Source organism: Telmatospirillum sp. J64-1 (assembly GCF_006980715.1).
Classification (GTDB): Bacteria; Pseudomonadota; Alphaproteobacteria; order Rhodospirillales; family Magnetospirillaceae; genus Oleiliquidispirillum; species Oleiliquidispirillum nitrogeniifigens.
On sequence record NZ_SBHN01000021.1, the window covers coordinates 33,748 to 46,593 of the forward strand.

Consider the following 12,846-nt stretch of genomic DNA (forward strand, 5'->3'; position numbering starts at 1 on the left):
CGCAGGGTCACGACGCCTGGGTCACGACATGTCCCGCCTGCGCCTTTTTCAGCAGATGCGGAATGTCGAGGATGAGAGAGACGGAACCGTCGCCCAGGATGGTGGCACCGGAAAAATGCTCGACATCGTCGAGCAACCAGTTCAGCGACTTGATGACCGTCTGGTACTGGCCGATCACATGATCGACCACCAGCCCGACCCGCAGACCGCCGGAGGTCACGATGACGACCTTCTGGTAGCCCTCGGCGCGGCCGGGAACGTCGAAGATGCCGCGCAGGCGCACGAAGGGCACCAACGCGCCGCGCAGATTGAGGAAGCTGCGTCCCCCCGTCTCGTCGGTGACGCCCTGGGCATCGTCCTCGGGGGAAAGATCGACGCATTCCTCGACCGCCGACAGGGGCAGGACGTAACGCCCCGCACCCACCCTCACCAGCAGCCCGTCGATGATCGCCAGGGTCAGGGGCAGCTTGAGCGTGATCCGCGAACCGGCACCGGCCTCGCTGGCAACCTCGATGGAACCGCGCAGGGAATTGATGGCCTGACGTACCACATCCATGCCCACGCCCCGGCCCGAGACGTTGCTGACCTGACCGGCGGTCGAGAAGCCGGGATGGAAGATGAAGGAGAACAACTCCGAATCGGAGAGATCGGCCCCCGGGCGGATCAGGCCGCGTTCCTCGGCCTTGCGGCGGATGGCGGCGCGGTCCATGCCCTTGCCGTCGTCGGAAACGGTGATCAGCACCTGGGCCCCAGCATGTTCCGCCGACAGGACGATCCTTCCCTCGGCCGGTTTGCCGGCGGCCAGACGCTCTTCCGGCGATTCGATGCCATGGTCCACGGCATTGCGGATGAGATGCACCAAAGGATCGTTCAGGCTTTCAATGACGGTCTTGTCCAGTTCCGTCTCCTCGCCCGTCGTGATCAACGCGACGGATTTGTCCAGGGCCTGGGACAGGTCGCGCACCACCCGGCGGAAGCGCCCGAACAGGGTGCCGATCTGCAGCATGCGGATGCCCATGGTGGTATCGCGCAGATCGGCGGCCAGCCGTTCCACATCCTCGGCGATGGAGCGCAGGGCAAGGTCGTCGCTGGCTGCCGCGATCTGCGTCAGGCGGGCCTGGGCGATGACCAATTCCCCCACCTGATCCATCAAGCTGTCCAGGCGTTCGGCCTGCACGCGCACACTGGGACGGGACTCCCCGCGCGCCGGAGGGGCGGATGGAACCGGCGGGGAAGCGGGGGCCGCGGACGGAGTCTCCTTCCCTGCCGCCACGGCGAGGGGCACGGCCTCCTCCACCGCGATCTGCGCGTCATCGGCCACGAAGATGAAGACGTCGTCGATGGCGGTGCGCGGCTGATCGGTGGTCAGCACCACCTTCCAACCCAGATAGCAGCCGGCGGGGTCCATCTCGTCCAGGCCGGGCAGGCGGTCGTCCAGCGCGGTGACGGCGCATTCCCCCAGCGCCCGTAATTCCTCGAGCAGCAGCAGCGGATTGGTGCCGCAATACATGGCGTTCTCGGCCAAGCGGAAGGTCACCGTCCAGGTCTTCCGCTCCCCCGGCGGAGAGGGGATAAGAGCCGGTGGAGCGGAGCCCGCGCCCGAAGCCGCGCCGCCCACGATATCGGCGAGCGCGGCCAGCAGGGCGGCGCCGCGTTCCTCGATTTCGGGGCGTGCCGCATCCTCGGGCGCATCGATCAGTCCCCGGATATGGTCGAGGGACGATAAGGTCAGGCTGATCAGGGCGGGCGTGACGCCGAAACGGCCGCTGCGGACGGATTCGAAGGCCGTCTCCACGTGATGGGTGAAGGCGGCCACAGCCTCGAAGCCGAACATCGACCCCGACCCCTTGATGGTATGCAGGGCGCGGAAGGCCTTGCCGATCAGCTCCTGGTCGTCGGGGCTGGATTCCAGGTCGAGCAGGGTCTCCTCGAGCTGGGCCAGCAATTCCGCCGCTTCCTGGCGATAGGTCGCCGCGGGGTCGGCCGTGGTGACGGTCATGGCCGCCTCCTCAGCCCAATACCTTGCGGACCACCGCCAGCAATTGCTCCTGCTGGAACGGCTTGACGATCCAGCCCGTGGCCCCGGCGGCCTTGCCTTCGGTTTTCTTCTCCGCCTGGGACTCAGTGGTGAGCAAGACGATGGGCACGAAGCGAAAGGCCGGCTGGGCGCGCAATTCCCTTACCAGGGTGATGCCGTCCATGTTGGGCATGTTGAGATCCGCCACCACCATGTCGACGGGCCGCGCCTTCAACTGGATCAGGGCATCCAGCCCGTCGATAGCGGTCATCACCTCGTAGCCGGCATTCCGCAGCGTCATGGCGACCAGTTGGCGCACGCTGGCGGAATCGTCGACGCTCATGATCGTCTTAGGCATCGCCGCCATCTCCTTCCCGACGTGGAGCCCAGAGGGGAGCGACCGCAGCGGCGGCGAACACCGCCTCGAGCGGGCTGTCGGCAGCGGGCGGAGGAATAATGATCCGCCGCCCGGAGGCGGCAGCCGTCCGGCAGGCGGCCATAAGCACCTGCACCAGGCTCAGATCCGCTTCCGTCAGCCCGGAACAATCGACCACCAGCTCTTCCTCGGCCAGGGAAAGGGCCTCCAACAGCTCGGCCCGGGTCCGGTCGGCTTCATCGATGGTGCGCCGACCCGACAGTTCGATCGATTGCATATCCACCCTCCCCTGATTGCCCTCAATCGCCGCCGACATTCGACATAGCGTTCAGATCAGACAACAAGGTGAAGCATCCTGCCAAGGTAGAGACGGCTCATTAAAACTGCGGAGGCTTCTCCACCTTTTGGTGGAGTTGACATTGTCGAGGCATATCCTGTTGCTTGCGGGATATGAGTGAAGTCTGTCTCTTACCTCGCCAAGGTCTTGTCTTTTGGACAAGAGTACGGGAATTTATCGGACCAACGGCATACAAGATATCGCTGTGCGGGAATATTGCGCCTGCGTTACGATAATAGGGCGAGAGAATGTAGGGATAATCGTCAGGCGGCCCTTCCGCCGGAAACCCGAAGGATCACCGCCTCCGACCGGGGCCAGAAGAAGCGGTCCACGGGCCGGCTGGTTCACGCATCTCTCGACAGGACGAGCGGAGAGGCGCAGGTGAGGCCATTTCTCTCAAAGAAGAGCCAGAGATTGCTCCCGCCGATCCTCTTGTCCGCCTTCCTGCTGGCCGTGGGCTGCACGGCGGGATGCGCGGTCGCCCTGTATGACGATTTCGCCCAGGGCCACCTGGACGATCGGCGGCACCAGGTCGCCCTGCTGCTGCAGGACCATCTGGATCGCCTGCATACCGACCTGGACATCCTGCGCTTCCTGCCCGACGAGGAGAAAGCCGCCTTCGTGGCCGCGCATAGGCAGCGCTTCCTCTCGGTCAAGCGGCTGGAAATCCGCCGCCCCGAAGACTCCGCCCTGCTCCTGCCGATCCCGGAATCGATCGCCTTCACCTCCCGGCCCGCCACGGCTGCGCAGACCGGCTCGAAGACCTTCGAGATTCCCGGCGGGGACACCGCCGCGCTGCATCTCGCCTATCCCATCCACGGCCCGGCACCCCAGTCCCTGGTCGCGCTGTTGGACCTCCAGCCGGTGCTGCGCGACATCCTGGGCGGGCAATCCCTGCGCAAGGAAGCGGTGGCGATCCTCGACGACTACAGCCACATGATCCTGGCGGCGGCGGTGCCACCTGGGATGGCCGAAGTCATTGCCGACCTCACCCCTGCCAAGCGGCAGCCGCTTTCGCTGGGCCCGCGCAAGCTTTGGCTGCTGCATTTCCCGCAGACGCCCCATCCCCTGACGACGCTGGCGACGCCCTGGCTGATCGGCGGCGCGACCTCGCTTTCCCTGCTGCTGCTGTTCCTCCGGCGCCACAGGCCCCTGCCCGCGCCCATGGCCGAGGCCCCGCCGCCCCGCCCCTCTCCCCCGGCCCATTGCCCGCCCGGCGCGCCACGCTTCTGCATCTTCAACGTGGCGCTCGAACATCTTCCGATCCTGCTGCTCCATCTCTCGCCCCAGGGCACCATCCTGGCCGCCACCGGTCGCCTCGCCACCCAGCCGCCCTGGCGGGACGCGGCGAAACGCAACCTGCTCGGCCTGTTCGGCGGCGATCCCCGACTGCGCCACGCCTTGCGGCGGGCGGCGGCGGGCGAGGAGACCATGTTCCAGGCCCTGCTCGGCCAGAACGTGTTCGAGGGCTGGATCCTGCCGTCCATCGGCAAGGAAAACGGGCAGCTGACCGGCCTGTTCATGGATGTCAGCGAGACCCAGCGGGCGCAAAGCTATTTCCAGGCCGTCTTCAACCACGGCACGGTGGGAATCGCCCTGGTCGATCCGGAAACCTGGATCGTGCTGGAAGCCAATCCCAGCTTCCGCAAGCTGGTGAGCGGCAGCGACCAGCCCTTGACCGGGCAGGAGCTTCCGGCCCTGCTGGGCCCCGGCTTCGATCCGAACAGCGACTGGAACGGGCTGGACCTGCGGCTGGAACGGCCCGACGGGGAAGAATGCTGGATCCGCCTGCAGCGCGGCGAGGCAGGATCGAACATCACCCTCGTCTTCGCCAAGGACGTGACCACCCGCCGTAACATAGAAACCCGCCTCGCCCATTCCGCGCGGCTGGCCACGCTGGGAGAGCTCGCCGCCTCGCTGGCCCATGATTTCGGCCAGCCCCTGATGGTCATCCGCTCCGCCGCCGAAACCTGCCTGGACGGCCTGCGCGACGGCAACCTTCCCGCCGCCCGCCACCGGCGCAATCTCGAAATGGTCCTCGACCAGACGCAGCGCCTGGACGAGACCATCAAGCATGTCCTGCGCTTCGCCCGCCCCGACCTTGCCCCGCCTAGCCCCATCGACCCGGTGGCGGCGGTAAGGGCGGCCCTGAAACTGGTCATCAAGCGGATGCGCCAGGACGGCATCCAGCTGTCATGGCATCCGCCGGTGGAATGCGCACCCGTACTGGGCCATTCCGTCCGGCTCGAACAAGTGCTCATCAACCTGCTGACCAATGCCTGCGATGCCGTCTGCGCCGCGCAGATGATCCATGCCCTCGATCAGGACTGGCACCCCATGGTGACCATCACCTGCCACGAACAGGCGGGCGAAGTGGTGATCCGGGTCGGCGACAACGGGCCGGGTTTCAATCCCCGGATGCTCGATACCCTGTTCCAGCCCTTCACCACTTCCAAGCCGCCGGGCAAGGGCACCGGCCTCGGCCTGTCCATCTGCCTGGGCATCGTCGCCGAAATGGGAGGAGGCATCGACATCGAGAACACCGATCCGGGCGCCCTGGTGACCATCTGGCTGCCAGCCCTGCGCCCGCTGCCGGATCATGGCGATCCGGATTTTGCCGCAAAAGAAGACGACGAAAAACGGAGGCAAGAGCTATGCGTGTAATATTTGCCGACGATCATGCGATGATCCGGGAAAGCCTGCGCCCCTTCGTCCAAGCCATCGCCGAGGATGTCGAGATCGTGGAGGCGGGAAGCGGCCATGAGGTCTGCCGCCTGCTGGAAGCCGATCCGCGATACGACCTCGCCCTGCTGGATCTCAGGATGCCCGGAATGAACGGCCTGACCGGCCTGGAACATCTGCGCCAGCGCTTCCCCGACCTGCGCATCGTGGTGCTGTCGGCGGTTGTCGACCGGGACCAGGTCAACGAGATTCTCGAACTGGGCGTGGCCGGCTACGTGCCGAAGCATCTCAGCACTGCGCAGATGAAGGTCGCCCTGCAACTGGTGCTCACCGGCGAGCGTTTCATTCCTTCGCTGGTCTTCGAGACGCCCGATCAGCAGCAGACGCGGACGGATTCCTCCTTCCCGCCGGCCGGGCTCCTGACCCCCCGCGAGCGCGAAGTCGCCCGCATGCTGCGCGACGGCCTGCCCAACAAGCTGATCGCCGCCCGCATGGGCGTCGCCGAGGTCACGGTGAAGACCCATGTGATCAGCATCTTCCGCAAGCTCGGCGTGCAGAACCGCAGCCAGGCGGTGCGCCGCTATTTCAGCGCCTGTTTCGAACATTAGCAGGCTGCGGATGGGGGCTTGTGGAGATGCGGACCGCTCAAGACCGATGCTGCGGCAGCATGATTTCCCGCTTTCGCGGGAGTGACGATGGAAACAGGAGCTTTTCCGCAACCTATTAGAGCGGCAAGACAATCCAAAAGCGGGGGAAGACCGCCTCTCTGGTCTTCCCCCGTTCTTTTCCATTGCACCGCCGCCGGAACGTCTATAAAAGCCCCGGCATCTTCAGCAGCGGAATATGCTGCTTTCACTTCCCGCACATGAACGCAAGTTCCTGGCGGAGGGTGACCGAAAACGCGACAGGCTTGGATGCCTGCAGCGTTCGCCGGGCACCCTTCCGAAACAGGAACGGTGCTTGGCAACGGACCGGCTGATCCTTGATCAGGCGGCCCGAAAGCTTTGTCTTGGGCTTCTTCCGCCGGAAGGCCTCCTGGGACGTTCGTGACGCAAATGTGCTGCCTGGGCTGAAAACGCGGCCCTGGCGGGAAGAAAAGGACTTCTGTTGATGACATATCGCCTTTCCCGGCTGAGGACCGAATGGTTCTCGAACGTCCGGGGCGATCTGCTGGCCGGCATGGTGGTGGCGCTTGCCCTGATTCCTGAGGCCATCGCTTTTTCCATTATCGCGGGCGTCGATCCCAAGGTCGGGCTTTACGCTTCTTTCTGCATCGCCGTGGTCATCGCTTTCGTCGGCGGACGGCCGGGCATGATCTCGGCGGCTACCGGCGCCATGGCACTGGTCATGGTGACGCTGGTCAGGGATCACGGCCTGGAATATCTGCTGGCCGCGACCCTGCTGACCGGCGTGTTGCAGATCATCGCCGGGGTGCTGAAGCTCGGCCAGTACATGAAATTCGTCTCACGCTCGGTCATGACCGGCTTCGTCAACGCCCTGGCGATCCTGATCTTCATGGCGCAATTGCCGGAATTCGTCGGCGCGGGCTGGCAGATGTATGCCATGGTCGCCGCCGGGCTGGGCATCATCTACCTCTTCCCCTATGTGACCAAGGCCGTACCCTCGCCGCTGGTGGCCATCGTGGTGCTGAGCATCGTCGCCGTGACCTTGGGGCTGGACCTGCGCACGGTGGGCGACATGGGCGACTTCCCCGACACCCTGCCCGTGTTCCTGCTGCCCGACGTGCCGCTGACCCTGGAAACGCTGTGGATCATCCTGCCCTATTCGCTGACCCTGACCGTGGTGGGGCTGCTGGAATCGCTGATGACGGCGCAGATCGTGGACGAACTGACCGATACCGGCAGCGACAAGAACCGCGAATGCGTCGGCCAGGGCACGGCCAATATCGTTGCCGGTTTCTTCGGCGGCATGGCGGGCTGCGCCATGATCGGCCAGTCTGTGATCAACGTGAAATCCGGCGGTCGCGGCCGCCTGTCCACCTTCTTCGCGGGCAGCTTCCTGCTGTTCCTGATCCTGGTCCTGGGCGACTTGGTGCGCCAGATTCCCATGGCTGCTTTGGTCGCCGTGATGATCATGGTCTCCATCGGCACCTTCAGCTGGGCCTCGGTCAAGAATCTGCGCACCCATCCCAAAAGTTCGAGCATCGTCATGCTGACGACCGTGGCCGTGACCGTGATAACGCACAACCTGGCCCAGGGCGTACTGGTCGGCGTGCTGCTGAGTGCCCTGTTCTTCGCCCGCAAGGTCTCGCAGATCCTGCGCGTGACCTCGGCCCAGGAAGGCGGCAGCCTGCGTGTCTATACCGTGCAGGGGCAGGTCTTCTTCGCCTCGGCCGAGAGCTTCCTGAATGCCTTCGACTTCAAGGAAGCCATTGAAAAAGTGCGCATCGACGTCTCCCGTGCCCATTTCTGGGACCTGTCCGCCGTTTCCGCCCTGGACAAGGTGGTGCTGAAATTCCGCCGCGAAGGCACCGAGGTCGAGGTCGTCGGCCTGAACGAAGCCAGCGCGACCATCGTCGACAAACTGGCCGTCCACGACAAGCCCGGCGCCATGGAACGCCTGATGGGCCATTGAGGAGGAAACCGCCATGACGAGAATTCTTGCCTGCTCCGATGGCTCCGTCTATGCGTCCAGCGTCTATGACCATGCCGCCTGGGCTGCCAAGCGCATGTCTGCGGGCGTCGAGGTGCTGCATGTGCTGGACCATCACCGCGAACAAGCCGCCACCGCCGATTTCACCGGCAATATCGGCGTCGATGCCCGCGACGAATTGCTGGCTCAACTGGCCGAACTGGACGAGGCCAAGGGCAAGCTGGCCCAGCAGAAGGCCAAGCTGATCCTGCAGGATGCCGGAAAGCGCCTGCTGGAAGACGGCATCACCGACGTCACCCTGACCCGCCGCCACGGTTCGCTGGTCGAAACGCTGGAGGAATTCGAGGAACGGGCCGATCTGGTGGTGATCGGCAAGCGCGGCGAAGCGGCCGATTTCGACCGCCTTCATCTGGGGGCCAATCTGGAACGGGTGGTGCGTGCCAGCCGCCGCCCGGTCCTGGTCGCCTCGCGCGCCTTCAAGCCCGTCGAGCGCCTGCTGATCGCCTTCGACGGCAGCGCCAGTACCCGCAAGGCGGTGGACTATGCCGCCCGGCAACCGCTCTTGCGGGGTCTGGACTGCCATCTTCTGACCGTCGGCCAGCCGGGCGGCGAGGCGGAAGAACGCCTGAACCAGGCCCGCGACCAGTTGGTTAGCGGCGGACTGACCGTCCAATCCGCCATCCTGCCCGGCGAGCCGGAAGAGGTGATCGCCAAATATGTCGAGGACAAGCAGATCAACCTGCTGGTCATCGGCGCCTATGGCCATTCACGCATCCGCCACCTGATCGTCGGCAGCACGACCACGGTCATGATCCGCACCTGCCATGTGCCGATTCTGATGTTTCGGTAAGAAAATTTTAACAGGCCGTCCTTCCTCCTGATGAAGACCACCATTCGCAGGGGGAAGGACTAACATTCGTAACAGGAAGCCGGTTTGTGCTGTCCCCGGCTCAGACTGCTGCATGTAAGAAGCTGGCTTCCCTGGTGAGGCGCAATTCCTGCGTCTTTTTCAGTGGCGCCGCCGACAAGAGATAACCTTAGAAACGCAAAAAAATATCAGGAAACCAAAATGCCCTCTCCGGGAAAATTATCAGTGATACAGCACAGAAGGAAGAAGATGGCAGCAGCAATGATAGCCTTGCTTCTTGTTCTTTCTCTTTTTGTTCAGCCCATATGGACCAATGACCACCCAGCCTATATATACATAAAGGTATTTGGCGTCATTCTGATCATGCTCTGCATTGCCGGCAGGTGCTGGTCAACGATGTATATCGGAGGAAGAAAGAAACAGGACCTGGTGACGTTTGGGCCATACAGTCTCTCTCGAAACCCGCTCTACGTATTTTCTGTGGTTGGGGCCGTAGGGATTGGCCTTCTTTCGTCCAGCATTGCTGTCGGATTGATTTTCGGCCTTGCCACCTTCCTTCTTTTTGATTGGGTAATTCGGCAGGAAGAGAGATATCTGACAGAAGAGTTTGATACCGAATACAGATCCTATATCAGCTCGACGCCGCGTTGGGTTCCTCAACTCGGCAACTGGCGTGATGCCGATAAAATCGTCACGACACCGCCCCTGGTCCTCAAGACCGCCTTTGACGGCTTAGCCTTCTTCATTCCCTGGCCTATTTATGAGCTTGTGGGCGAGCTACAGCAGCACGGCTTCATGCCTGTTCTCCTTTATCTGCCGTAAAGCGCATCCGTCAGCGACGGGGATTATCTGAGGCTGGTGTCGGTGGATAGTGGCGTTTGCGGCGGCATGAATTCTTCGCTACACTTCTTGCCCTTTAATAATCAGAACCTCGAAAGGGTTGCGCCATGGATGCCGTCGTTGCCGACGTCTCTGCCGTCATGATCGATTTGGGCGAGAAGGCCCGCGCCGCCGGGCGCGTGCTGGCCCAGTCGCCAACGGCGCAGCGCAACACCGCCCTGACCGAATCCGCCGCCGCTCTGCGCGAGCGTGCCGCCGAGATCGGCGCCGAGAATGCCAAGGACATGGAGGCCGGGCGCGCCAAGGGATTGAGCGGTGCCCTGCTCGACCGCCTGGAGCTGACTCCCGGCCGCATCGAGGCCATGGCCAAGGGACTGGACGAGATCGCCGCCCTGCCCGATCCGCTGGGCCAGGTCATCGCCGCCTGGGACCGCCCCAACGGCCTGCATATCGAGCGGGTGCGCGTGCCGCTGGGCGTGATCGGCATCATCTATGAGAGCCGTCCCAACGTCACCGCCGATGCCGGGGCGCTGTGCCTGAAATCGGGCAACGCGGCCATCCTGCGCGGCGGCTCGGAAAGCTTCCATTCCTCGCAGGCCATCCTCGCCTGCCTGCAGGAAGGCCTGCGCCGCGCCGGCCTGCCCGAGACCTCGGTGCAGATGGTCCCCACCCGCGACCGCGCCGCCGTGGGCGAGATGCTGCGGATGAACAAATATATCGACGTGATCGTGCCGCGCGGCGGCAAGTCGCTGATCGAGCGCGTCATCAACGAAAGCCGCATCCCGCTGTTCCAGCATCTGGAAGGCCTCTGCCACACCTATGTGGACGGTGCCGCCGACCTGGAGATGGCCCGCGCGGTGGTGATGAATGCCAAGATGCGCCGCACCGGCGTCTGCGGCTCCACCGAAACCCTGCTGGTGGACCGCCGCGTCGCCGGAACCCATCTGCCGGTCCTGGTCCAGGACCTGCTGGAAGCGGGCTGCGAGGTGCGCGGCGACGAGATGGTCCAGAAGGTCGATCCCCGCGTGCTGCCCGCCAGCGAGGAGGATTGGAACACGGAATATCTGGACGCCATCATCTCGGTGAAGGTGGTCGACGGAGTCGAGGCGGCGATCGAGCATATCGCCCGGCATTCGTCCTCGCATACCGATTCGATCATCACCTCCGATCCGAAGGCGGCGGAGATGTTCCTCAACAACGTGGACAGCGCCATCGTCATGCACAACGCCTCGACGCAATTCGCCGATGGCGGCGAATTCGGCATGGGCGCCGAGATCGGCATCTCGACCGGCAAGATGCATGCGCGCGGGCCGGTCGGCGTGGAGCAGCTGACCAGCTTCAAATACGTGGTGCGCGGCTCGGGCCAGACCCGGCCGAAATGATGCGGGAGGGGAGAATGCCCCTTCGCCGTCATTCCCGCGAAAGCGGGAATCCATGGGGAGGCGGGCTTTCTCCCTGGCCGGCTGCAATCTTCCTGCCTGAAACATGGACCCCCGCTTTGGCGGGGGTGACGGAGCAGCAAGCGTGTCCATGAAACCCGCCCTTCCCCCCTCCCCCTGGGGCGACAGCAGACGGCTGCGGGTGGGGCTTCTGGGCGGGTCGTTCAATCCCGCCCATGACGGCCATCGCTACATCTCGGAGATGGCGCTGAAACGTCTGGGGCTGGACGAGATATGGTGGCTGGTCTCGCCCCAGAACCCGCTGAAGGCCCGCACCGGCATGGCGTCGCTGGAAACGCGGCTGGACCAGGCCCGCCGGGTCGCGGCGCATCCGCGAATTCGGATTAGCGGCATGGAAAAGGCCCTGGGCACGCGCTATACCGCAGACACCCTGGCAAAACTGCGCCAGCGCTTCCCTTTCGTGCGATTCGTTTGGCTGATCGGCGACGACAATCTGGCGCAATTCCCCCGCTGGAAAAACTGGCACGATATCTTTAGCGGCGTCGGGATTGCGGTTTTTGCCCGCGGACAATATTCTTTTAGTGTATTGGCCGGCAAGGCGGCGAAGAGATACGCTAGGGCGCGTATCGAAGCGGCGCGGGCCCCGGCCGTGGCGGTGAAACCGCCGCCGGTCTGGGTCTATCTGCCGATCCGCCGCCATCCGGCCTCGGCGACGCAGATTCGCGCAGGCCTGCCCGGTCGGGATTGGTCCGTCCGGCAATTCAAGGAGCCATAACCATAGAACCTCTGAGTAGAACTCCGCACGATCCGGAGAATCTGGTTGAAACCGTCGTCAACTCCATCGACGACGACAAAGGCGAAGACATCATCGTGATCGATCTTCGCGGCAAGTCCAGCATCGCCGACCACATGGTGGTGGCCTCGGGCCGCTCGCAGCGCCAGGTCGGGGCGATGGCGCAGCATCTTCTGGAAAAGCTGAAGGCCAAGGGGCTGAAGGTGGCCGCCGAGGGCATCCAACAGGGCGACTGGGTCCTGCTGGACGCGGGCGACATCATCGTCCATCTGTTCCGGCCCGAAGTGCGCGCCTTCTATGCGCTGGAGAAGATGTGGGGCCTGCAAACCCCGCAGCCGGCCATGCAGCAGCAAATGGGCGCCTGAGCCGGACATCATGCGGTATCTGCTGGCGGCGGTGGGGCGCTGCAAGCCCGGCCCCGAACGGGAGCTGTACGAGCAATACGCCCGCCGCCTGACGCTTCCCCTCGCCTTGCGCGAGGTGGAAGAGAAACGCCCGCTCGCCGTGCCCGACCGCATGGCGCGCGAAGCGGAATTGCTGCTCTCCTGCGTGCCTTCGGGGGCGCGGGTGGTGGCCCTGGACGAACGCGGCAAGGCGCTTTCCTCGCCCGCCTTCTCCGACATCCTGGGACGCTGGCAGGATGACGGCGTGGCCGACGTGGCCTTCCTGATCGGCGGCGCCGACGGCCATGGCGAAGCGGTGCGGGCACGGGCCGATTTGCTGCTGTCCTTCGGCGCCCTGACCTGGCCCCACATGCTGGTGCGCGCCATGCTGGCCGAACAGCTCTACCGTGCCCAGAGCATCCGCCAGGGCCATCCCTATCATCGCGCCTGAAACCTGCAGAAAAGCGACCTCCCCCGCCGAAAGGGTTGTAACGGCGCGCGGAACCCGCGACAATTGCGTATGGGGAGGGCTTAACG

At 64.3% G+C, this 12,846-nt stretch carries 12 protein-coding genes; 9 read left to right on the forward strand and 3 right to left on the reverse strand.

Features of this window, described 5'->3' with window-relative positions; all coding sequences use genetic code 11:
- Positions 1-7: 7 nt before the first annotated feature.
- The 3 genes from EPD66_RS18100 to EPD66_RS18110 are packed head-to-tail and all read right to left on the reverse strand — an operon-like array spanning position 8 to position 2,670.
- Positions 8-1,999, reverse strand: coding sequence for a chemotaxis protein CheA (locus EPD66_RS18100; RefSeq protein WP_142849923.1), 1,992 nt, complete (start codon positions 1,997-1,999; stop codon positions 8-10).
- A 10-nt stretch (positions 2,000-2,009) separates the two neighbouring features.
- A complete protein-coding gene (locus EPD66_RS18105) occupies positions 2,010-2,375 on the reverse strand; it encodes a response regulator (protein ID WP_142849924.1) in 366 nt (121 codons plus the stop codon).
- A complete protein-coding gene (locus tag EPD66_RS18110) occupies positions 2,368-2,670 on the reverse strand; it encodes an STAS domain-containing protein (RefSeq protein WP_185961491.1) in 303 nt (100 codons plus the stop codon). Before EPD66_RS18110 ends, EPD66_RS18105 begins: the two co-directional genes overlap by 8 nt.
- Before the next feature lie 474 nt (positions 2,671-3,144).
- Here EPD66_RS18110 and EPD66_RS18115 point away from each other — a divergent pair, with 474 nt between their 5' ends.
- From EPD66_RS18115 to rlmH, 9 genes are all read left to right on the forward strand, one after another.
- Complete coding sequence (locus tag EPD66_RS18115) at positions 3,145-5,394, forward strand: ATP-binding protein (protein ID WP_142849926.1); 2,250 nt, start codon at positions 3,145-3,147, stop codon at positions 5,392-5,394.
- Positions 5,385-6,020 carry a response regulator transcription factor gene (locus EPD66_RS18120; protein WP_142849927.1) on the forward strand — a complete coding sequence of 212 codons (636 nt, stop codon included), beginning with the start codon at positions 5,385-5,387 and terminating at the stop codon, positions 6,018-6,020. The genes EPD66_RS18115 and EPD66_RS18120 overlap by 10 nt, the downstream gene beginning before the upstream one ends.
- Before the next feature lie 502 nt (positions 6,021-6,522).
- A complete protein-coding gene (locus EPD66_RS18125; protein WP_142849928.1) occupies positions 6,523-8,007 on the forward strand; it encodes a SulP family inorganic anion transporter in 1,485 nt (494 codons plus the stop codon).
- 13 nt (positions 8,008-8,020) lie between these two features.
- On the forward strand, positions 8,021-8,875 hold the full coding sequence (locus tag EPD66_RS18130) for a universal stress protein (protein ID WP_142849929.1): 855 nt from the start codon (positions 8,021-8,023) through the stop codon (positions 8,873-8,875).
- A gap of 267 nt (positions 8,876-9,142) precedes the next feature.
- Complete coding sequence (locus tag EPD66_RS18135; RefSeq protein ID WP_185961492.1) at positions 9,143-9,715, forward strand: isoprenylcysteine carboxylmethyltransferase family protein; 573 nt, start codon at positions 9,143-9,145, stop codon at positions 9,713-9,715.
- Between the two features lie 125 nt (positions 9,716-9,840).
- A complete protein-coding gene (locus EPD66_RS18140; RefSeq protein ID WP_142849931.1) occupies positions 9,841-11,115 on the forward strand; it encodes a glutamate-5-semialdehyde dehydrogenase in 1,275 nt (424 codons plus the stop codon).
- Positions 11,116-11,263: 148 nt separating this feature from the next.
- Positions 11,264-11,908, forward strand: a complete 645-nt coding sequence (locus tag EPD66_RS18145) for a nicotinate-nucleotide adenylyltransferase (protein WP_142849985.1) — start codon at positions 11,264-11,266, stop codon at positions 11,906-11,908.
- A gap of 41 nt (positions 11,909-11,949) precedes the next feature.
- Positions 11,950-12,291 (forward strand): ribosome silencing factor, encoded by a 342-nt coding sequence (gene rsfS / locus EPD66_RS18150; protein ID WP_142849986.1) that lies wholly within the window; start codon positions 11,950-11,952, stop codon positions 12,289-12,291.
- A gap of 10 nt (positions 12,292-12,301) precedes the next feature.
- Entirely contained in the window at positions 12,302-12,760 is a 459-nt protein-coding gene (rlmH, locus tag EPD66_RS18155; RefSeq protein ID WP_142849932.1) for a 23S rRNA (pseudouridine(1915)-N(3))-methyltransferase RlmH, read from the forward strand.
- Positions 12,761-12,846: the final 86 nt, after the last annotated feature.

Coding starts and splice junctions, on each gene's coding strand:
- EPD66_RS18135 (WP_185961492.1), top strand. CDS start 9,143: ATGGCAGCAGCAATGATAGCCTTGCTTCTTGTTCTTTCTCTTTTTGTT.
- EPD66_RS18120 (WP_142849927.1), top strand. CDS start 5,385: ATGCGTGTAATATTTGCCGACGATCATGCGATGATCCGGGAAAGCCTG.
- EPD66_RS18105 (WP_142849924.1), bottom strand. CDS start 2,375: ATGCCTAAGACGATCATGAGCGTCGACGATTCCGCCAGCGTGCGCCAA.
- EPD66_RS18130 (WP_142849929.1), top strand. CDS start 8,021: ATGACGAGAATTCTTGCCTGCTCCGATGGCTCCGTCTATGCGTCCAGC.
- rlmH (WP_142849932.1), top strand. CDS start 12,302: ATGCGGTATCTGCTGGCGGCGGTGGGGCGCTGCAAGCCCGGCCCCGAA.
- EPD66_RS18110 (WP_185961491.1), bottom strand. CDS start 2,670: ATGCAATCGATCGAACTGTCGGGTCGGCGCACCATCGATGAAGCCGAC.
- EPD66_RS18100 (WP_142849923.1), bottom strand. CDS start 1,999: ATGACCGTCACCACGGCCGACCCCGCGGCGACCTATCGCCAGGAAGCG.
- EPD66_RS18125 (WP_142849928.1), top strand. CDS start 6,523: ATGACATATCGCCTTTCCCGGCTGAGGACCGAATGGTTCTCGAACGTC.
- EPD66_RS18140 (WP_142849931.1), top strand. CDS start 9,841: ATGGATGCCGTCGTTGCCGACGTCTCTGCCGTCATGATCGATTTGGGC.
- EPD66_RS18145 (WP_142849985.1), top strand. CDS start 11,264: ATGAAACCCGCCCTTCCCCCCTCCCCCTGGGGCGACAGCAGACGGCTG.